The sequence below is a fragment of the Thioalkalivibrio sp. ALE30 genome, assembly GCF_000377465.1.
Taxonomy (GTDB): domain Bacteria; phylum Pseudomonadota; class Gammaproteobacteria; order Ectothiorhodospirales; family Ectothiorhodospiraceae; genus Thioalkalivibrio.
In genome coordinates this window covers 104,019-124,911 of the sequence record NZ_KB898172.1, presented here as the reverse complement: position 1 = coordinate 124,911, position 20,893 = coordinate 104,019, and the positions used below count along the sequence as shown (strand labels likewise).

Here is a 20,893-nt window from a genome sequence, read left to right as displayed (position 1 = left end):
GGGAGGCCGCGGCATGAGCCACTATCGCCCGGAGGCCTTCTTCGCCACGGTGAACCCGACGGTGTTCACCGCCTCCGCGATCATGGTGGTGGTGTTCGTCGCCTTCGGGGTGATCTTCCCCGCCACGGCCAGCGAGGTGTTCGCCAGCATCCACGGCTTCATCACCGAGTATCTCGGCTGGGGCTACCTGCTGGTGGTGACCTTTTTCCTCGGCTTCCTGATCTGGCTGGGTTTCAGCCGCTACGGCGTGATCCGGCTGGGGCAGCCGGACGACCGGCCGGAGTTCGGTTTCGCTGCCTGGTTCGCGATGCTGTTCTCCGCCGGCATGGGGATCGGCCTCGTGTTCTGGAGCGTGGCCGAGCCGATCCTGCACTACCAGCACCCGCCGACCGGCGATGGCGAGACCGATGCGGCCGCGCGCCAGGCGATGGTCTACACCTTCTTCCACTGGGGCCTGCATGCCTGGGCGGTGTACGTGGTGCTGGGGCTGTCGGTCGCCTATTTCAGCTTCCGGCACCGCCTGCCGCTGACCATCCGCTCGATCTTCTACCCGTTGCTGGGGGATCGCATCTACGGTCCGATCGGGCATGTGATCGACATCCTGGCCGTATTCGGCACGCTGTTCGGGCTGGCCACCTCGCTGGGGTTCGGGGCGATGCAGCTCAATACCGGGCTCAACGTACTGGTCGACATGCCGGTCTCGCACTGGTGGCAGGTGGGCATCATCACCGCGATCACCGCGGTGGCGGTGCTGTCGGTGATCTCCGGGCTGGATCGCGGGCTGAAGTGGGTCAGCGTGTTCAACCTGGTGCTGGCGGTCAGCTTCATGCTGTTCGTGCTGATCGCCGGGCCCACATTGTTCATCCTGCGCTTCTTCCTCGACTCCACCGGCGGCTATTTGCAGCAGATCGTCCAGCTCAGCCTGCACACCGACGCCATTGGCGGCTCGCAGTGGCAGAAGGACTGGACCATGTTCTACTGGGCGTGGTGGATCGCCTGGTCGCCGTTCGTCGGCATCTTCATCGCGCGCATCTCGCGCGGGCGCACCATCCGCGAGTTCATCGTCGGCGTGCTCGCCCTGCCCAGCCTGTTCGTGTTCGCCTGGATGGCGATCTTCGGCGGCACCGCGCTGCACATGGAGCTGTTCGACGACGGCGCGGGCATTGCCGCAGCGGTCGCCGAGGACACCACCGTGGCGCTGTACGCAACCCTCGCGCAGCTGCCCTGGACCACGATCGCCTCCGGCGTGGCAACCCTGCTGATCGCGACCTACTTCATTACCTCGTCGGCCTCCGGCACCTACGTGGTGGATGCGCTGATCTCGCGCGGCTCGAAGCACTCGCCGAAGCGCCAGCGCGTGATCTGGGGGATTACCGAGGGCGCGGTGGCCGCGACCCTGCTGATCGTCGGCGGCGAGCGCGCGCTGGACAGCCTGCAGACCGGTTCCCTGACCGCCGGGCTGCCAGTGGCAATCATCCTGGTCTTCTGCTGCGTCAGCCTGCTGCGCGCGCTGGGTCGCGAGTACCGCGTCGAAGGCGTGGACCCGCCCTGGCGCTGAAGGGAACTATTCGGGCGCGTCCGGCAGCGTGCGCAACAGATGCTCGATCTGTTCCGGCTTGATGCCGGCGATGTCCTTGATCGGCAGGGTCACGGCAAACCCGTTGCCCAGCCGGCTCAGTTCCAGTTCCGCGTCCAGGTGTTCCAGCATGCGGCGGGCCAGACCCGCCTCCAGCACCATCAGCAGCACCTTGCGGCCAGAGGTGTCCTTCAGGTCCATGACCGGGTTGCGCCGCAGCTGGGCGATGCCCTGGGCATCCAGTAGGGTCAGGCCGGCGGCCCCGTCGCGCTGAACGATCTCGATCGCGCGGTCGGCCAGGCTGCGCGGGATGACGGCGGCGAGCAGAACGAATTGCATGGCAGAGTCTCCGTATCCGGGCGCGTCAGGGCGTGGTGGTCAGGTGGCCGACGAACTCCATGCCCTGAAGGGCGTTCACGTCCAGGGTGAAGGCAAGCCCGTTGTAAGGCTGGAACAGGTCGAGCTCCAGGTTCAGGCGCTGCGCAATGCGTTCGGCGCGCGCGGTATCCAGCTGCCAGATGCAGACCGACTCGTTGCCCTGGTAGGTCACGCCGAGAAAGGTCATGTGCTCGGGGAAACCGAGGCCCGAACCCTGGATCACCGCCCCGTCCGCGCCGCCTTCCTCGGCGGCGATGGCCAGGGCCTGCTCCTCGCGGTCCTGGTCGACGATCGCGATCAGAAAGGTCTCCTCCATGATGGTGTCCCCCCGTGACGGGCTCCGTCAGTTGCCGAGATAGCGCCGCAGCACCCGCTGCCACTCGTCGGATTCCAGAATCTCGAGGATAGCGACGTTCATCGGCGCGCGCAGTGGCGACCCCTGGGGCAGGGCCAGGGCATAGTCCTGGCGCAGAAACTCGACCGGCAGGACCTCCAGTTGCCCCGCAAAGTGCTCGCGGACCTGATAGCGCAGCAGCGGAGCGTCGTAGACCATGGCGTCGGCGCGGCCCTCGGCGACTGCGCCCAGTGCGGTGGCGAGGTCCGCATGGTCGCGGTAGGCAAAGCCCTGGTCGTCCAGCCAGGCGGCGGCACTGGAGCCGCCGATGGTGGCGATGCGCTGGCCCTCCAGGTCGGAGACATTCTGGATGCCGGTATCCAGCGAACTGACCGTCAGCGTGGTCGCAATGGCGGCGGTGAAGGTGGAGACCAGAATCAGCGCCGCGAACATCCAGACCAGCGCAATCGCGCGGCCGGGCAGCGTGCGCGGGGCCTTGTCGCCATAGCCCACCGTGGTCATGGTCACGGCGGCCCACCAGAACGCGGAGCCGAGCCCTTGTGCGGCACTGCCGCCGAACTCGTCAGCGTTGCGCCGGCGTTCGAACAGCCACAGCAGCGCACCCACCAGCAGGAGCAGGCTGGAGAGCGCGAGGATGACCATCAGGAAGGGTACGGAGATGAACGCGCGCAGGGCCCCGGCGACCGGGTTGCCCTGCTGGGGTACGGCAATCGACAGCCCGGTGCTGTAGTACGGATGGGTGAAGTCGACCCGTTCGGCGCGTTCGGCGGTCGCGGTGAGGGCCGCGACCGAGATATCGATACGGTCATCCCCCAGGCCCTCGATGAGTCCCTCGAGGCTGGTCTCCCGGTAGTCGGAGTCCAGTTCCATGCGTTCGGCGACCCGCTCCCACAGTTCGATGGCGATGCCGGAAGGAGCGGCGCCCGGCTCCTCCGGCGCAATCACGAACGGTGGCACGAAGCGCGTCCCCACGCGCAGGGTCGAATCGGCGCCGATGCCGCGGGCCCCATCCCCCTCGGCCTGAGCGGACGGCAGGGTCAGCAACGTGGCGAACACGAACACTGCGCCGGCCAGCAGCGACACAAACGAGGGCGAGCAGAGGGTGCGGGGCATGCGGACATCCGGTGGGGGCTTGCCCGTACCATAACCGGAAGATCGACAACGAGGCAGTCTAGGGAAACACTGATCCATGTACACACTCGCGCTCGAGTCGCTTTTGCGTGCGAACAAGGCGCGGTGACTGCCGTGCAGTCATTCTGCACAAGGGAACCGCAACGCCGTGCGCGCACAAAAGCGGCCGAGCCCCTTGGGGTTGGCGCCCCAGGTTCCCCGATCCTGCGTTGCGGCCCTTGCCGGTAGAACCACTACCGGCTGCGCACCGCGCCTGGTCTCGGAAAACCTGGGGTGCCAACGCGAGTGTGTACATGGATCCGTGTTTCCCTTGGGAATTGCTCCGGGAGGGTGTTCATGCGGGATCCATTCGCCGATCCGAACAACAGTGAAGCGCGACCGACGCAGGGAATGGCGGTGGATGTCGGCTTCACGCTGGACTGGGTGAGTGCCGAGGCCCGTCACCGGGAGTGTCTGTTCCTGCCGTGGCAGGAGCCGCAACGAGACCGCTGGCCGGGCGATCTCGGGGCCGCCCTGCGCGGGTGGGGCGCGGGGGCGGCGCACGAGGCCTCCCGCGAGGCCACCGCGGCCCTGGTTCCGCAAGAGGAGCCCGACCGCGTGCTGGAGCTCCCGGCGTCGGCATTCAACCGGGACCTGCGCCGGCATCGCCGGGTGGAGCCCCATGCGGGGCGTTTCTACCCGCGTGCGTTCCTTGCCGGTCATGCGGGGATCGAGGCCGGGGATCGCGAGCTGTTCCGGATCGGGGCGCTGGAGGGTGATCACCTGGTGGCGGATCGGAATCATCCGCTGGCCGGGCACGAGCTGCGGCTGCAGGCGCGGGTCATGGCGCGCCACGAGTCTGGGCGTGACGACGAGCGGACGGTAGATGTCGCCCGGCTGCTGACGGCCCGCGGGCCGGGCATGCAGTGCCGCTGGCGTGGACGGCCGACCGACTTCTGGGCCGACGGGGCGCTGGGGCGCGAGGACCCGGAGTCCGATGCGGTGTTCTATGCCGAGCCGCGCCGGGTGCACCACCTGGACGCGACCGCGCGGGCCGAGATCGCCGCGCTGTATGCCGCCTGCATCCCGCCAGGCGCGAGGGTGCTTGACCTGATGAGCAGTTGGGAGTCCCACCTGGACAGGGTCGAGGCGCCGGAAGCCGTGATCGGGCTGGGCATGAACGCCGAGGAGCTGGCGGACAACCCCCGGCTGACGTCATCCCTCGTGCACGACCTGAACCTCCGTCCGGAACTGCCATATGCGGCGGCGAGCTTCGATGCCGTGGTCTGTACCGCGTCGGTCGAGTATCTGACGCAGCCCGAGGCGGTGTTCCGCGCGGTACGCGAGGTGCTGCGCCCGGACGGGGTGTTCATGGTCACGTTCTCCGATCGCTGCTTTCCGACCAAGGCGATCGCGGCCTGGGAGCCGCTGTACGACTTCGAGCGCATGGGGCTGGTCCTGGACGTCTTTCTGCGCGCCGGCTTCGTGGATCTGGCGACCTTCTCCCTGCGTGGGCTGCCGAGACCCCCGGACGACCCGTATGCCGGGCGACTGGAGCATGCCGATCCGGTGTTCGCGGTCTGGGGTCGGCGGCCGTGAGCGGCACCGTCCGCATCATCGGCGTCGATTGTGCGACCCAGCCACGCAAGACGGGCCTGGCTCTGGCCCGCTGGTCCGGCGGGGTTCTGCGTCTGGAGGCGGCACGGCGCGCATCCCCGACTGAACCGCCCGCCGTGATCCTGGGCGGCTGGATGGATACACCGGAACCCGTTTTGCTGTGCCTGGATGCGCCGCTTGGCTGGCCATCGAGCCTGGCAAGCGAGCTGGCCGGGCACCAGGCCGGGGCGGGCATCGCGGCGCACGCCGATGCAATGTTCCACCGTCATACGGACCGGGTGATCCGGGAGCGCCTGGGCAAGCGACCACTGGAGGTTGGAGCGAACTTCATCGCGCGTACCGCGCTGGCGGCGGTCAACCTGTTGCAGGCCCTGCGCGACCACAGCGGGCAGTCGCTTCCGCTGCCCAGGGTGGCCGGGCCGATTGCCGATTCGACCGCGATCGAGGTGTATCCGGCCGCCTTGCGCAAGGTCCGAGGCTGGGAGACTCGGGTCGACGTCCGAGCCCGGCTGCCGGGGTCCTTCGAGGTGCCCGTGCCGGACCTGGACGATGTCACTGACGATGTGGTGGATGCCGTGCTGTGCGTGCTCGCCGGGGCCGATTTTCTGGACGGGCAGGCGGTGGCGCCGACGGCAGACGAGGCCGCGATCGCCGCGCGCGAGGGATGGATCTGGTCCGCCGACCCGGAACCGGTTCGCAGCCCGGGCCGGGCGCGCCCACGAACGCCGGTTTAACCGGTAAACTGCGCGATGATTCGAGTTGCCCGCGGCGCGGGCCTGACCAGTGGGGAGTGCATGGCCGCAAGCAAGGCCAAGACCGGGGGCAAGGGCAAGAAGACGGCGGAGCCGACGGCCCCGCCGAGCCTGAGCGGGCAGCTGCTGCGCGGGCTGCGCGAGGGCGCGCTGCTGATCTTCGGCATGCTGGCGCTCTATCTGCTGGTGGCGCTGGCCAGCTATCACCCGGGTGATGCGGCGTGGTCGACCACCGGCGACGGCGAGGGCCTGCGCAATCTCGGCGGTACCACAGGAGCCTGGTTCGCGGATATCGCCTTCCACCTGCTCGGCTATCTGGCCTACCTGATCCCGCTGGCGGTCGCCGGTATTGGCTGGTGGCTGTTCCGGCATCGCCGCGAGGCGCAGATTGCCAGCCCGATGGAGCTGACCGTGCGGGGCCTGGCGCTGATCGTGGCGCTGATCGCCGGGTCGGCGCTGGCCGCGCTGCACCTGATGCCGGGCGGCATGCCGGTGCATGCCGGCGGCATCCTGGGCGATCTGTTCGGTGGCTGGGCGGTCGCCGGGTTGAGCCTGGTGGGTGGCACGCTGGTCCTGCTGGCGCTGTTCCTCGCGGGGGTGACCTTGTTCACCGGGTTGTCCTGGTTTCTGCTGATGGACCGTCTTGGCCAGCTGGCCGTGCGCGGTTGGGAGCGGACCCGCGCGGCGATCGACTCCGCCCGTGACCGGCGCATTGGCGCCCGCGAACGCGCCGAGCGCGAGACCCGCGTGGAAAAGGAACGCAAGCGCACCGAGAAGCGGCCGCCCTCGCGGGTAGAGCCGCGCATCGAGACGCCGCCGCCCAGCCCGCGCGTGCAGAAGGAGAAGCAGGTTCCGCTGTTCACCGAGGGCAGCGGGGCCGATCCGCACCCGCCGCTGTCGCTGCTGGACGAGCCGCCACCGCCGCCCGAAGGTTTTTCGGAGGAGTCGCTGCAGGCGCTGTCGCGGCTGGTCGAGCTGAAGCTGAAGGATTTCGGCGTGGAGGTCGAGGTGGTCGCGGTGCAGCCGGGCCCCGTGATTACGCGCTTCGAGCTGCAACCGGCCGCCGGGGTCAAGGCCTCGCGTATCTCCGGGCTGTCCACCGACCTGGCGCGTTCGCTGTCGGTGATGGCGGTGCGCATCGTCGAGGTGATCCCGGGCAAGTCCACGGTGGGCCTGGAGATCCCGAACGAGAATCGCGAGATCGTGGCGCTCTCCGAGATCCTGCGCTCCGACCTGTTCGATTCGAACAAGTCGCCGCTGACCATGGCGCTGGGCAAGGATATCGGCGGCGCCCCGGTGATGGCGGATCTGGCGAAGATGCCGCACCTGCTGGTGGCCGGGACGACTGGTTCCGGCAAATCGGTGGGCGTGAACGCCATGCTGCTGTCGCTGCTGTACAAGGCGACTCCGGACGAGGTCCGGCTGATCCTGATCGACCCGAAGATGCTGGAGCTGTCCGTGTACGAGGGCATCCCGCATCTGCTGTGCGAGGTCGTGACCGACATGAAGGACGCCTCCAACGCCCTGCGTTGGGCGGTGGCGGAGATGGAGCGGCGCTACAAGCTGATGTCGGCAATGGGCGTGCGCAATATCGGCGGCTACAACAAGAAGGTGCGTGATGCCCAGGCCGCCGGCGAGCCCCTGAAGGACCCGCTGTTCAAGCCCGAGGAGGCGATTACCGAGACCGAGGCGCCGGAACTGGAGCCGCTGCCGTTTATCGTCATCGTGGTCGACGAGTTTGCCGATATGATCATGGTGGTCGGCAAGAAGGTCGAGGAGTTGATCGCGCGCCTGGCGCAGAAGGCCCGCGCCGCCGGTATCCACCTGATCCTGGCGACCCAGCGTCCGTCGGTGGACGTCATCACCGGCTTGATCAAGGCGAATATCCCGACCCGCATCGCCTTCCAGGTGTCCTCGCGGGTGGATTCGCGCACCATCCTCGACCAGATGGGGGCCGAGCACCTGCTGGGCCACGGCGACATGCTCTACCTGCCGCCGGGCAAGGCGATGCCGGAGCGCGTGCATGGTGCCTTCGTCGGGGATAACGAGGTACATCAGGTGGTCGAGTACCTGAAGTCCACCGGCGAGCCGGACTACAACGAGTCGATCCTCGAGGAGCCCGAGGCGGGGGCGGCCAGCATCCCTGGGCTGGAGTCGCCCGAGGGGGGCGAGAGCGAGTCGGATCCGCTGTATGATCAGGCGGTGCAGGTAGTGATCGAGTCACGCAAGGCCTCGATCTCGTTCGTCCAGCGGCGCCTCAAGATCGGCTACAACCGCGCTGCGCGCATGGTCGAGGACATGGAGGCCGCCGGCCTGGTCAGCCCCGTCCAGTCGAATGGTAACCGTGAGGTCCTGGTGCCCGGGCCGAACGACTGAGCACCTTGAACCCCGGCGCAGCGACAGGGTCCATGTTCCCGATCGGTGACGTGGTGCGCCATCCCCGAACGATACATTCACGCCCGGTTAAGCGACCGGGCGCAGGATGAGGTCAACCATCCTTCCGGAGCTTGCATGAACGTTCGTCTTCTTCCCCGCTTGCTGGTGGCCGTGGTCGTCTCGACCGTGCTGTTCGCCGGCGCCGTGCAGGCGGCTGACCGCACGCCCGCCGCGGATGCCCGCGCCGCGCTGGATCGCTTTGTCGACGGGCTGGAGAGCTTCTCCGCCGTGTTCACCCAGACGGTGCGCGACGACACGGGGTACGTGCTGCAGGAGTCCGACGGGCGCATGCAGCTGGGCATGCCCAACCGCCTGCACTGGGAGGTGACCGAGCCGTTCCCGCAGACCATCGTCTCCGACGGCCAGGACCTGTGGATGTACGACCCGGACCTGTCGCAGGCCACGGTGCGCCCGCTGGGCGATGCCTTCGATGCGACCCCGATCGCCGCGATCACTCAGCCGGAGCGCCTCGACGAACACTTCCGCATGTCATTGCAGCCGGTGCCGGATGGTGACGCCCTGCGCCTGGTGCTGGTGCCGCGCAACGAGCAGGCCGACTTCACCAGCCTGGACCTGGACCTGACCGCGGAGGGGGATCTGACCCGCATGGCCTTCCGCGACATCTTCGGCCAGGAGACCGTTATCCGCTTCCACGAGACCGAGCGCAACGCCGACCTCGACCCGGCCATCTTCACCTTCGACCCACCCTCCGGCACCGACATCTACCGCCCGTAACCAAGCCCGCGCCCTGTTATTCACCACGAAGCGCACGAAGGCACGAAGAAGGTCAAGGGCTTTTGCAGGAGGGTGGGTAGACTGCAAGGAGGGCGCAGGAACTGTGGCGCTTTGGCCTGAATGCCGACGGCCCGGGCTACGTGACGACGTTGGTGTAATCCCGACCACCCCGCAACGCCGAACCATCCGTCATGGTGTGTCTGGACGGACGCCCTGCGCGCTGTCATTCCGGCCGGAGCGTTCGTACATCCTCTTTGCTGTGGAGTTTGCAACGCCAACAACAGCTCTTCTCCGTGTTCTCTGTGCCCTCCGTGGTGCAATCCGGCCTTGACCTTCTTCGTGCCTTCGTGCGCTTCGTGGTGAAAAAAGGGTTTTCGCCCGAAGGGTTACAATCTCCGTTATGAGCGATTCCCCCGAAGGCGATCTGTTCGGTCCGGATCCGGACATGGCTTCGCCCGAACCCGAACCGGAGCCGCCCCCGGCTGGCCCCGACCCGACCGCGCCGCTGGCCGAACGCATGCGTCCGGCGCGGCTGGACGAGATGGTCGGCCAGGATCACCTGGTCGGTCCGGATGCCGCCCTGCGCCAGGCGATCGAGCAGGGCCAGACCCCCTCCATGATCCTGTGGGGCCCGCCCGGCTGCGGCAAGACCACGCTGGCGCGGCTGGTGGCGGCGGCCGGCGCCCAGCGACTGGTGACGCTGTCCGCCGTACTGGCCGGGGTGAAGGACGTTCGTGCGGTTGTGGAGTCCGCGAAGGCGCGCCGGCGCAATGGGGTCGGCACGCTGTTGTTCATCGACGAGATCCATCGCTTCAACAAGGGCCAGCAGGATGCGCTGCTGCCGCATATCGAGGACGGCACGCTGACCTTCGTGGGCGCGACCACGGAGAATCCGTCGTTCGCCCTGAACAGCGCGTTGCTGTCGCGGGCGCGGGTTTACCGCATGGAGGCGGTGGGGGCGGAAGCGGTCGAGTCCCTGATCGAGCGCGCCCTGGAGGATCCGGAGCGGGGCCTGGGCGGCCGCGGCCTGACACTGGATGCGGAGGAGCGTCAGCGCCTGGCGCGGGCCGCGGACGGGGATGCCCGGCGTGCCCTGAACTGGCTGGAGACCGCCTCCGACCTGGCCCGCGACGGGGCGATTACCGGAGACGCCCTGCGCGCGGTCATGGGCGCGCAGTCCCTGGCCTTCGACCGCCAGGGCGATGCCTTCTACGACCAGATCTCCGCCTTGCACAAGTCGGTGCGCGGTTCCGACCCCAACGCGGCGGTGTACTGGCTGACGCGCATGCTGGATGCCGGCTGCGACCCGGACTACCTGGGTCGGCGGCTGCTGCGCATGGCCTACGAGGACATCGGCCTGGCCGCGGTGGGGCTGGGCGCGCGGGTGCTGGCGGCCTGGCAGACCCTGGAACGCCTGGGCCGGCCGGAGGGTGACCTGGCGCTGGTGCAGGCGGTGATCGAACTGGCCGCCGCACCCAAGAGCAACAGTGCCTACGTTGCGCTGAACCAGGCGCGCGCGGCGATCCGCGAGACCGGGAGCCCGGGCGTGCCGCTGCATCTGCGCAACGCGCCGACCGAGCTGATGCGCGCGGAAGGCTTCGGGGCCGGGTACCGCTACGATCACGACGAGCCCGATGGCTTCGCCCGCGGGCAGGTCTACCTGCCGGAGGGTCTGGAAGACGCGCGCTTCTACAGCCCGCGCCGGGACGGCACCGAGCGCGCGCTGGCGGAGCGCCTGGACCGTCTGCACGACGCGGGCGGAAACCCCGGCGCGGAGGGCTGACCGGGTTGCGCATCCGGCATCACAAGCGGTGGCTGACGGTGGCGGCGATCCTGTTCGGCGTGTCGCTGGCGTGGATCCTGCTGACCACCGAGTGGCCGAGCCTTGGCTTCCCGCTGGGCGAGGTGGAGGCCTGGCTGCGGGGCTGGGGTGCGGGTGCCTATCTGGTGTTCGTGCTGGCCTTCATGCTGCTGGCCCTGTTCCCGCTGCCCAGTACCTTCTGGATCCTGCTGGGCGGGGCGTTGTTCGGCCCCTTCACCGGCGCCGCCCTCAGCCTGCTGGCAGCGACCCTGGCGGCGGTCATTGCCTTCCTGCTGGCGCGTACCTGGCTGCAGCCCTGGCTGGCCCCGCGCATGGGCCCGCGTAGCACGCGGCTGCGCGCCGATGTGGAGGCCGAGGGCTGGCGGGTCGTGGCCCTGACCCGCCTGGTGCCGGTGTTTCCGTTCGCCCCAACCAATTACGCCCTGGGGCTGGTGCGTCTGCCGCTGCCGGTCTTCGCGCTGACCACCATGCTGGCCCTGATCCCCAGCCTGTTCGCCTATGCCTGGCTGGGGCACGCCACCCGGGAGATGGCCAGTGGCGCCGACAGCGGGGTCCAGCTGGGGCTGGCCCTGCTCGCGGTGCTGGCGCTGTTGCTGTTGCTGCCCCGCCTGGTGCGCCGCATCTGGCTGGGCCAGAAGACACTGCACACCGAGGCGCCGTTGACTTCAGTATCTTCCTCAGACCCAGGCGAGCAGGACCCCGATGCCCAGGGCGAGGAACAGCAGGGCGGCGAGCGCGCGTAACAGCCGCAGGGGCAGGTGGCAGGCGAAGCGCTGGCCCAGCCACACCACCGGGGCATTCGCGAGCACCATGCCGATGGTCGAGCCGATCACGACCAGGATCAGGCTGTCGAAGGTCGCGGCCAGCGCGCCGGTGGCGACCTGGGTCTTGTCGCCCATCTCGACCAGGAAGAACAGCACCGTGGTGGTCCAGAACACGCCGTGTTTCGACGCGGCCGGCAGCTCGTCCTCGCCATCCGGGACCAGTACCCAGGCGGCCATCACGATGAACCCGATCCCCAGACCCCAGCGCAGCCAGTCCTCCGGGATGCTGGCGCCGATCCACACGCCCACCAGCGCGGCCAGGAAGTGATTGGCCAGCGTGGCCACCACGATGCCCCAGATGATGGGCCAGGTCTGCTGGTAGCGGCAGATCAGGAGCAGGGCGAGGAGCTGGGTCTTGTCGCCCATCTCGGCGATGGCGACGATGACGGTAGAGACGAGCAGGGCTTCCATGACGGTCTTCCGGGCCGGGTGGGTGGGCAAGACACGTGACATCGCACCACCCACCCGGCCACGGATCGGGGCGCCATGCCACAGGTCTCGCGGGGCCCGGTGCCGCATCGGCGGCGGGGCTGTCTGCACCACGGTCCTCCGAGCGGAGGATCGAATCTGTTGATGCAGATCCCGGTGAGGCCAGGCCACCCGGGTCGCTACTCCCCTGAAGCTGGCCGGATTCTAGTCATCCCGGTCCGCGCGGGCAAGGACGATCGCGGCTCCGGGCTGCGGCGCTGACGAGGCTTGGGTAGCATGCGCGCGATGAAACGCTTCCTTTACTGGGTCGATCGGGCCCCCCTTTGGCTGTTTGCCCTGCTGGTTGCGACCGTCGGCCTGGCCCCCTGGACCCCCGAGCCGCATGTTGCGGAGAAACTGCGCTGGCTGTTCGCCGGTGAGCTGACGCGGCTACCGGACATTCTTGACCTGGTCCTCCACGCCACACCGTGGCTGTTGATGGCCTTCAAGCTCTACCGCAACAGCGTCACGGCCCGCGGCACCCCCTGACCCGAGTGTTTCCCCGCCGCTTGTGGGAAATCGACGCCGCGATCACCGGCCGCTACCGTTTTCGCACCTTTTCAACCCCGGGAGACTCCCATGCGCTTTATTGTTGCCGTCACCGCCGGTACCGACGACCCGACCCGCGCCACGCTTGGCATGATCGCCGCGAACGTCGCCAAGCAGCAGGGCCACGACGTGACCGTCTGGCTGCAGGGCGAGGCCGTGAACATCGCCAACCGCAATGTCTACGACAAGATCGTCGGCCACAACATGCCGGCGATGAAGGACATCGTCGATTCCCTGGTCAGTGAAGGCGTCCCGTTCTGGGCCTGCGAGGCCTGCGCCAAGGGCCGCGACGTCGGCGAGCACAACTTCCTGCCGAACGCCGAGATGGCCGGCATGGGCCACTACGTCCAGGCCGTCGCCGAGTTCGACCGCTCCATGAGCTTCTGATCGGCCGGGCCGTTCCGCGGGCGGGGCGTGATGCCCCACCCGTTTTTGTTTGTACCCCCGCTGCCAGTCGATCGAACTGGCACATCGCATGCTTGTTTGTTCCGGGAGTGATTCACGGACGACGAGCATGACCCAGAACACATCCCCGAATTTTTCCCTCGAAGAGTCCATTGGCGATTTCCTGGTCGCCTCGCGCAAGTGCGAGGTGGTGAGCCTGGAGCGCCTGCTGGAGGCGGTGCAGCTGGTCGGGCGCATCCGCGCGCTGGTGCATGCCCTGCAGCGCGAGCGCGGGGCCTCCAGCCTCTGGATCGGGTCCGGCGGCCAGCGCTATACCCGCGAACTGGAGCAGTACCGGGCCGAATCGGACGCCGCCGCGGCCGCGTTCCGCGAGCACCTGGATGGCTGGCTGGCCCCGGACGCCTGCGCCCATGGCCGCAGTCGGCTGCTGGGGCGCATGGCGCTGGCGCTGCACGGCCTGTCCGGCCTGGGCAGCCTGCGCGAGGAGGTCCTGGAGCTGACCCTGAGCCCGATGGACTCGACCCGCGGCTTCAGCGAGCTGATTCGCGCCCTGATGGCTCTGGTGTTCGAGGCTGCGGATTCGGCGACCGATCCCGAGGTCTCGCGGGTCCTGGTGGCCCTGCTGAACTTCATGCAGGGCAAGGAACTGGCAGGGCAGGAGCGCGCGATCGGGGCCGCCGGGTTTGGCGCCGCGAACTTCGAGCCCGAACTGCGCCAGGCGCTGGTCCATCGGATCGATGCCCAGGAACGGGCGTTCCGCATCTTCTCCGAGTTCGCGGCACCGGCGGCCTGTGCCGCCTGGCGCGAGCTGCAGACGGCGGCCTTCGCCGCCGACATCGAGCGTCTGCGCCGCCGGGCCTGTACCGAGGTCTCCGGGCACCACGACCCCGCCCGGGCCGAGGAATGGTTTGCCTGTACCACCGCGCGCATCGACGCGATGAAGGAGATCGAGGATCTGCTGGAGATGCACCTGAACGAGTGCTGCTCGGCACGCATCACGGCGGATCGCGCGGACCTCGGCGCGGTGCGTGACCGGGTCGCGCAACTCGCCGAGTCGGAACTGCGCGACAGCGTCCCGTATGCGGTGTTCTTCGGCGCGCCGGAGGGCCTGGAGCCCGCGCAGGAGGAGGGCGATGCCGCACTCAACGTACCGATCGTCGGACACTCGGTGATGGACCTGGTGCAGCGCCAGGCGGCCCGGCTGCAGTCGGTGGAGGACGAGCTGCATGCGGCACGCCAGGCCCTGGCCGAGCGCAAGACCATCGAGCGCGCCAAGGCGCTGCTGATCCAGCACCGCGGCCTCAGCGAGGACCAGGCCTACAAGCTCCTGCGCCAGACGGCGATGAACCAGAACCGGCGCCTGGCCGAGGTCGCCGAGGCGACCGTCGCGATGTCCGATCTGCTGGGAAAGGGCGGCCTGTAGCTAACTCCCCGGGAAATGGATGCCGGCCCTGTGGGAGCGGGCTTGCCCGCGAAGCCCCTGCCAGTGTCCGCGACTGGCAGGGGCTTCGCCGCCAGGGCGGCTCCTACAGGTAGTGCACCAGCGCGGTTCATCTGCACCGCAAGCGCGCCCCAGTCTGGTGCCTTGCGGATCGTCTCCCGGGCGCCGGGTTTTCCGAAAGCGTTCGACTCCATACGGCGAACCATCCGATTTTCCCGCGCCATGGCGCGATTGTTTCTGGCGGGGTCGATTAGCAACGGCTAATTGGCACACCTCCTGCAGGAATACCGGCAAGACGAGCCAACGGCGGTTCGTCGCCTGACAACAGGGAGACCCGACGACCGGGCCTCCCACGGGACTGGACAAAGGCGTCCATCACCCGGCTGCAAACGCGGCCGGGCTGATGCGACGCCTTTTTTCGTTTTTGGGATGTGTTTGCTGACAAGGGGAGTGAACCCGCAATGACCGATCACACGAATGACACGAAAAAGACCTCCGGCCTGTCGCGCCGGCGTTTCCTGGGCGGCATGGCCGCCGGGATCGGCGCGACCGCGCTGGGTGTTTCCGGGGCCGCGCCGTGGGGCTATGCGAAGGCCGGCAACGGCAAGCCGGAGACGACCGAGGCGAAGCTGGGCTTTATCGCCCTGACCGACGCCGCGCCGCTGTTCGTCGCGCTGGAGAAGGGATTCTTCGCCGCCCATGGCATGCCCGACGTGCAGGTGCTGAAGCAGTCCTCCTGGGGCACGGTGCGCGACAACCTGGAACTGGGCTCGCGCCGCGGCGGTATCGATGGCTCGCACATCCTGACGCCGATGCCCTACCTGATCCACCGCCGTGGCACGCCGATGACGATCCTCGCGCGGCTGAACCTGGCCGGGCAGTGCATCTCGGTGGGCGACGAGTACGCGGACCTGAAGGTCGGGACCGACACTACCGAGTTCAAGGGCGCGCTGGCCGAGAAGGCCGCCGGCGGTGACGACATCCGCGCGGCGATGACCTTTCCCGGCGGGACCCATGACCTGTGGATCCGCTACTGGATGGCCGCCGGTGGGATCGACCCGGATCGCGACATCGCCACCATCGTCGTCCCGCCGGCGCAGATGGTCGCCAACATGCGCGTCGGTTCCATGGACACCTTCTGTGTCTGCGAGCCCTGGAACATGCAGCTGATCAACCAGGGCATCGGCTACACCGCGAACACCACCGGCGAGCTCTGGCACAACCACCCGGAAAAGGCGCTGGGGATGCGCGCGGACTGGGTGGAAGCCAATCCGAATGCGGCCCGCGCCCTGACAATGGCGGTAATGGAGGCGCAGATGTACTGCGAGGATCCGGCGAACAAGGAAGAGGTCGCCGAGATCTGTTCGCGCCGGCGCTACATCCACGCCCCGTACGCCGACATCATCGATCGCATGCAGGGGAACTTCGACTACGGCACCGGCCGCGTGGTCGAGGACCACCCCGACCAGATGCGCTACTGGAAGGACCAGGCCTCCTATCCCTTCAAGAGCCACGACCTGTGGTTCCTTACCGAGGACATCCGCTGGGGTTACCTGCCGCCGGATCTCGACATGCAGGCCCTGGTAGACGAGGTCAACCGCGAGGATATCTGGCGCGAGGCGGCCGACACGCTTGGCATCGATTCGGCCGACATCCCCGAATCCACCTCGCGCGGCCAGGAAACGTTCTTCGACGGCAAGGTCTTCGACCCGGAAGACCCGCAGGCCTACCTCGACAGCCTGGAGATCAAGGCGATCGCGTCCTGACGCGGCGGCCCGCCGACACCTGCACAGACGATTCAAGAGGATTCGATGATGAGTGCCATTCTCGATCGCAACATGACCTTCGGCGCCGGGCGCGAACGTCCGGCGGCCGCGGAGACCTCCACGGCCCCGGTGGCCCGCTCGGCCCCGCCGTCGGCCCGTTCCGGCGGTGCCCCGCCGCCCGACCCCGGGCTCTGGGGCCGGCGTATGCGCCACGCGGCCACCGTGGTGCTGCCCCCGGTGATCGTGACCGCGATTTTTTTGTTTCTGTGGGAAATGATGACGTCCTCCCAGGGAGCCGTACTGCCCGGCCCGAGTCAGGTGATCTCCGACACCTGGGAACTGATCGTCAATCCGTTCTATGACTACGGCGGCAACGACGTGGGCATGGCCTGGCAGCTGCTTGCCAGCCTGGAACGTGTGGCCTACGGCTATGCCCTGGCGGTGGTGGCCGGGATCGGTCTCGGCGTGCTGGTCGGCCAGTCCACCTGGGCGATGCGCGGGCTGGACCCGCTGTTCCAGGTACTGCGCACTGTACCGCCGCTGGCCTGGCTGCCGATCTCCCTGGCCGCGTTCCAGGCCAGCAACCCGTCGGCCATCTTCGTGATCTTCATCACCGCGATCTGGCCGATCATCATCAACACCTCGGTCGGCATCCGGAACATCTCGCAGGACTACGTGAACGTGGCCCGCGTGCTGCGCCTGAACGGTCTTGAGTACTTCACCAAGATCATGCTCCCGGCCGCCGCGCCGTATGTCTTCTCCGGTCTGCGCATCGGCATCGGCCTCGCCTGGCTGGCGATCGTCGCCGCCGAGATGCTGATCGGCGGGGTCGGCATCGGCTTCTTTATCTGGGATGCCTGGAACGCCTCCATGCTCAGCGACATCGTGCTGGCCCTGGTCTACGTCGGCCTGGTCGGGTTCTTCCTCGACCGTCTGGTCGCGATCGTCGGCAAATGGGTCACCCGCGGCACGCAGGCCGGCTGATCCGGCCCCTCACAGGAGAATCATCATGACCAGCTATCTCTCCATCGAACACGTCCACAAGACCTTTGGCGAAGGCCCGACGGCCAGCGAGGTGCTGCGCGACGTCGACCTGCACGTGGACCGCGGCGAGTTCATCTCCATCATCGGCCACTCCGGCTGCGGCAAGTCGACGGTGCTCAACATCGTCGCCGGGCTGCTGGAGACCAGCACCGGCGCGGTGATCCTGGATGGCAAGGAGGTCAGCAAGCCGGGTCCGGATCGCAGTGTCGTGTTCCAGAACCACTCCCTGCTGCCCTGGCTGACCGTGCGCGACAACGTGGCGCTGGCGGTGGACAAGACCTTCAAGGGCACCAAGTCCGCCGCCGAACGCCGCGAGTGGATCCTGCAGACGCTGGATATGGTCGGCATGAGCCACGCGCTGGACAAGCGCCCGGACGAGATCTCCGGCGGCATGAAGCAGCGCGTGGGCATCGCCCGGGCGCTGGCGATGGAGCCGAAGGTCCTGCTGATGGACGAACCCTTCGGCGCGCTTGACGCGCTGACCCGGGCGCACCTGCAGGACGAGGTGATGCGCATCCAGTCGGAGCTGGGCAATACCGTGCTGATGGTCACTCACGACGTGGACGAGGCGGTGTTGCTGTCCAACCGCATCGTGATGATGACCAACGGCCCGGCGGCGACCATCGGCGAGATTCTGGAGATCGACCTGCCGAAGCCGCGCGAGCGCCTGGCGATGGCCGACAACGCCGATTACAACCACTACCGGGCCGAGGTGCTGCGCTTTCTCCACGAGCGCCACAAGAACCCCGAGTCGGAGGCCGCGTGATGGATACCGCGAACGACAAGCCGCGGCTGGTCCTGATCGGCAACGGCATGGCCGGGATGCGCACGGTCGAGGAGCTTTTGAAGCTCAAGCCGGACATGTACGACATCACCGTGTTCGGTGCCGAGCCCTGGGGCAACTACAACCGCATCATGCTCTCGCCGGTACTGGCCTCGGAGAAGACCGTCGACGAGATCATGCTGAACGACGATGCCTGGTATGCCGAACGCGGCATCACCCTGCACAAGGGCAAGCGCATTGAGCGGATCGACCGCGTAAACCGGCGGGTGATCGCCGAGGACGGCACCGAGGCGCCCTATGACCGCCTGCTGCTGGCGACCGGCTCCGACCCGGTGATGATCCCGGTGCCGGGGCACGAACTCGAGGGCGTGGTCGCCTTCCGCGATATCCACGACGTGGACGCGATGCTCGCGGCCAGTCGCGCACACCGGCATGCGGTGGTGATCGGCGGTGGCCTGCTAGGCCTGGAGGCCGCCAACGGTCTGATGCGCCAGGGCATGGAGGTCACCGTGGTGCACCTGATGGATCACCTGATGGAGCGCCAGTTGGATGCCGAGGCCGCCGGGATGCTGCGCGGCTCGCTGGAGCAGCGCGGCATGCGTTTTCGCATGGCGCACCAGACCGAGACGATCCTGGGCGAGGACCGCGTCACCGGCGTGCGCTTCACCGACGGCAGCGAGGTCGATGCCGATCTGGTGGTGATGGCGGTCGGCATCCGCCCGAACACCGCGCTGGCCGAGTCCGCCGGGCTGCACTGCGAGCGCGGCGTGGTGGTGAACGACACCATGCAGACCTATGACCCGTCGATCTATGCGGTCGGCGAGTGCGTGCAGCACCGCGGCGCCACCTACGGCCTGGTCGCGCCCCTGTGGGAGCAGGCGAAGGTCTGCGCCAACCACCTGGCCGAGTACGGCATCGGGCGTTACGAGGGCTCGATGACCTCCACCAAGCTGAAGGTGACCGGGATCGACCTGTTCTCTGCCGGCGACTTCACCGGCGACGAGACCACCGAGGACCTGGTGTTCAAGGATGCCGCGCGCGGCGTCTACAAGCGCCTGGTGCTGAAGGACAACCGGATCCAGGGGGCGGTGCTGTACGGCGATACCCTGGACGGCTCCTGGTACTTCCAGCTGATGCGCGATGCCACGCCGGTGGCCGACATCCGCGAGAACCTGCTGTTCGGCCAGGCGCATATCGGTGACTCCGGCCACGGCGACGAGGCCTCGCGGGTCGCGGCGATGCCCGACGAGGCCGAGATCTGCGGCTGCAACGGCGTGTGCAAGGGCGAGATCGTCCAGGCAATCAGCGAGCACAAGCTGTTCACGCTGGAGGACGTGCGCGCCCACACCAAGGCGTCGAACTCCTGTGGCTCCTGCACCGGGCTGGTGGAGTCCGTGCTCGCCACCACGCTGGGCGGCGACTACTCCGACGCCCCGGCGAAAAAGCCGGTCTGCGCCTGCACCGACTACAGCCACGACGAGGTGCGCGCGGCGATCAGCCGCGACGGGCTGAAGACCATGGACGCGGTGTTCGAGGCCCTCGACTGGAAGACCCCGAACGGCTGCCATGTCTGCCGCCCGGCGCTCAACTACTACCTGCTGGCGGCCTGGCCGAAGGACTACCAGGACGACGCCCAGTCGCGCTTCATCAACGAGCGTGCCCACGGCAACATCCAGAAGGACGGCACCTATTCCGTCGTGCCGCGCATCTGGGGCGGAGTGACCACGCCGGCCGAGCTGCGCGCGATCGCCGAGGTGGCCGAGCGCTACCAGGTGCCCACGGTCAAGTTCACCGGTGGCCAGCGCATCGACCTGTTGGGGGTCAAGAAGGTCGACCTGCCGGCGATGTGGCGCGATCTCGGCGCCGCCGGGTTTGTCTCCGGCCATGCCTACGGCAAGGCCCTGCGCACGGTGAAGACCTGTGTCGGTTCCGAGTGGTGCCGCTTCGGCACCCAGGACTCGACCGGGCTCGGCATCCAGCTGGAACGGATGACCTGGGGCTCCTGGACCCCGCACAAGTTCAAGATGGCGGTCTCCGGCTGTCCGCGTAACTGCGCCGAGGCGACGATCAAGGACCTGGGCGTGGTCTGCGTGGACTCGGGCTACGAGCTGCACGTGGGCGGCAACGGCGGGGTGAAGGTCCGCGCCACCGACTTCCTCTGCAAGGTGGAAACCGAGACCGAGGTGCTCGAATACGCAGGGGCCTTCATGCAGTTCTATCGCGAAGACGCGCGCTACCTGGAGCGCACCGCCCCGTGGATCGAGCGCGTCGGGCTGACCCGCGTGAAGGAACGCCTGGTGGACGACGCCGAGAACCGCGCCGCGCTGTACGCCCGCTTCCTGGAGTCGCAGGAGGTGGCGCAGGTGGACCCCTGGGCCGAGCGGGCCGCCGGGCATGCGGCGCACGAGTTCATCCCGATCACGCCGGTGGACGCGGCCCCGCGCCAGGGGGTGTCGGCATGAGCTGGCTCGCGATCTGTCCGCTCGAGGACATCCCGCCGCTGGGTGCGCGCGTGGTGGCGGGCCCGAACGGCGACATCGCCGTGTTCCGCACCGCGGATGACCGCGTGTTTGCCCTGCGCGACCAGTGCCCGCACAAGGGCGGGCCGCTGTCGCAGGGCATCGTCCACGGCGAGCGCGTGACCTGCCCGCTGCACAACTGGGTGATCGACCTGCAGTCCGGCGAGGCCACCGGGGCGGACAGTGGCTGCACCCATGCCTTCCCGATCCGGGTGAGCGACGGTCAGGTGTGGCTGGACCTCTCCGGCGCCACGGCCAACGCCGCCGACGATTCCGCGGCGGTGCCGTCCGCCTGCCGCGAGGCGGGCTGAG

Annotated in this window: 19 protein-coding genes; 15 read left to right on the top strand and 4 right to left on the bottom strand. The window is 68.2% G+C overall.

Annotated features, from left to right (window positions below):
• Positions 1–13: 13 nt before the first annotated feature.
• Entirely contained in the window at positions 14–1,558 is a 1,545-nt protein-coding gene (locus D107_RS0108400; RefSeq protein ID WP_018881243.1) for a BCCT family transporter, read from the top strand.
• Positions 1,559–1,564: 6 nt separating this feature from the next.
• Here D107_RS0108400 and D107_RS0108395 read toward each other — a convergent pair whose 3' ends face one another.
• The 3 genes from D107_RS0108395 to D107_RS0108385 are packed head-to-tail and all read right to left on the bottom strand — an operon-like array spanning position 1,565 to position 3,422.
• On the bottom strand, positions 1,565–1,915 hold the full coding sequence (locus tag D107_RS0108395; RefSeq protein ID WP_018881242.1) for a hypothetical protein: 351 nt from the start codon (positions 1,913–1,915) through the stop codon (positions 1,565–1,567).
• A 25-nt stretch (positions 1,916–1,940) separates the two neighbouring features.
• Complete coding sequence (locus tag D107_RS0108390) at positions 1,941–2,270, bottom strand: hypothetical protein (protein ID WP_018876975.1); 330 nt, start codon at positions 2,268–2,270, stop codon at positions 1,941–1,943.
• A gap of 27 nt (positions 2,271–2,297) precedes the next feature.
• Complete coding sequence (locus D107_RS0108385; RefSeq protein ID WP_018881241.1) at positions 2,298–3,422, bottom strand: transporter substrate-binding domain-containing protein; 1,125 nt, start codon at positions 3,420–3,422, stop codon at positions 2,298–2,300.
• 354 nt (positions 3,423–3,776) lie between these two features.
• Here D107_RS0108385 and D107_RS0108380 point away from each other — a divergent pair, with 354 nt between their 5' ends.
• The 6 genes from D107_RS0108380 to D107_RS0108355 all read left to right on the top strand — a co-directional run bounded on the left by D107_RS0108380 (position 3,777) and on the right by D107_RS0108355 (position 11,524).
• On the top strand, positions 3,777–5,018 hold the full coding sequence (locus tag D107_RS0108380) for a methyltransferase domain-containing protein (protein ID WP_018881240.1): 1,242 nt from the start codon (positions 3,777–3,779) through the stop codon (positions 5,016–5,018).
• Positions 5,015–5,770, top strand: coding sequence for a DUF429 domain-containing protein (locus D107_RS0108375; protein WP_018881239.1), 756 nt, complete (start codon positions 5,015–5,017; stop codon positions 5,768–5,770). The genes D107_RS0108380 and D107_RS0108375 overlap by 4 nt, the downstream gene beginning before the upstream one ends.
• Before the next feature lie 60 nt (positions 5,771–5,830).
• On the top strand, positions 5,831–8,164 hold the full coding sequence (locus tag D107_RS0108370) for a DNA translocase FtsK (RefSeq protein ID WP_038035277.1): 2,334 nt from the start codon (positions 5,831–5,833) through the stop codon (positions 8,162–8,164).
• Positions 8,165–8,299: 135 nt separating this feature from the next.
• Positions 8,300–8,959, top strand: coding sequence for an outer membrane lipoprotein chaperone LolA (gene lolA / locus D107_RS0108365; protein WP_026279212.1), 660 nt, complete (start codon positions 8,300–8,302; stop codon positions 8,957–8,959).
• A gap of 400 nt (positions 8,960–9,359) precedes the next feature.
• Complete coding sequence (locus tag D107_RS0108360; protein WP_018866401.1) at positions 9,360–10,742, top strand: replication-associated recombination protein A; 1,383 nt, start codon at positions 9,360–9,362, stop codon at positions 10,740–10,742.
• A 5-nt stretch (positions 10,743–10,747) separates the two neighbouring features.
• Positions 10,748–11,524, top strand: coding sequence for a TVP38/TMEM64 family protein (locus tag D107_RS0108355; protein WP_018881237.1), 777 nt, complete (start codon positions 10,748–10,750; stop codon positions 11,522–11,524).
• On the opposite strand, the gene D107_RS0108350 is transcribed toward D107_RS0108355, so the two are convergent.
• Positions 11,459–12,016 (bottom strand): TMEM165/GDT1 family protein, encoded by a 558-nt coding sequence (locus D107_RS0108350; RefSeq protein WP_018866403.1) that lies wholly within the window; start codon positions 12,014–12,016, stop codon positions 11,459–11,461. The two genes, D107_RS0108355 and D107_RS0108350, sit on opposite strands and share 66 nt — an antisense overlap.
• Before the next feature lie 303 nt (positions 12,017–12,319).
• Here D107_RS0108350 and D107_RS0108345 point away from each other — a divergent pair, with 303 nt between their 5' ends.
• The 8 genes from D107_RS0108345 to nirD all read left to right on the top strand — a co-directional run bounded on the left by D107_RS0108345 (position 12,320) and on the right by nirD (position 20,892).
• The gene (locus D107_RS0108345; protein WP_026280441.1) at positions 12,320–12,562 is read left to right on the top strand and encodes a hypothetical protein; all 243 of its coding nucleotides are present in this window, start codon (positions 12,320–12,322) and stop codon (positions 12,560–12,562) included.
• Positions 12,563–12,652: 90 nt separating this feature from the next.
• Positions 12,653–13,009, top strand: coding sequence for a DsrE family protein (locus tag D107_RS0108340; protein ID WP_017941855.1), 357 nt, complete (start codon positions 12,653–12,655; stop codon positions 13,007–13,009).
• Between the two features lie 127 nt (positions 13,010–13,136).
• Positions 13,137–14,450 carry a nitrate regulatory protein gene (locus tag D107_RS0108335; protein ID WP_018881236.1) on the top strand — a complete coding sequence of 438 codons (1,314 nt, stop codon included), beginning with the start codon at positions 13,137–13,139 and terminating at the stop codon, positions 14,448–14,450.
• Between the two features lie 479 nt (positions 14,451–14,929).
• A complete protein-coding gene (locus tag D107_RS0108330) occupies positions 14,930–16,234 on the top strand; it encodes a CmpA/NrtA family ABC transporter substrate-binding protein (RefSeq protein WP_018866406.1) in 1,305 nt (434 codons plus the stop codon).
• 48 nt (positions 16,235–16,282) lie between these two features.
• Positions 16,283–17,218 carry a nitrate ABC transporter permease gene (gene ntrB, locus D107_RS0108325; protein ID WP_018881235.1) on the top strand — a complete coding sequence of 312 codons (936 nt, stop codon included), beginning with the start codon at positions 16,283–16,285 and terminating at the stop codon, positions 17,216–17,218.
• 25 nt (positions 17,219–17,243) lie between these two features.
• A complete protein-coding gene (locus D107_RS0108320; protein ID WP_018876963.1) occupies positions 17,244–18,044 on the top strand; it encodes an ABC transporter ATP-binding protein in 801 nt (266 codons plus the stop codon).
• Positions 18,044–20,524: a nitrite reductase large subunit NirB gene (nirB, locus tag D107_RS0108315; protein ID WP_018881234.1), complete on the top strand. Its 2,481-nt coding sequence runs from the start codon at positions 18,044–18,046 to the stop codon at positions 20,522–20,524. The genes D107_RS0108320 and nirB overlap by 1 nt, the downstream gene beginning before the upstream one ends.
• A complete protein-coding gene (gene nirD, locus D107_RS0108310) occupies positions 20,521–20,892 on the top strand; it encodes a nitrite reductase small subunit NirD (protein ID WP_018881233.1) in 372 nt (123 codons plus the stop codon). The genes nirB and nirD overlap by 4 nt, the downstream gene beginning before the upstream one ends.
• Position 20,893: the final 1 nt, after the last annotated feature.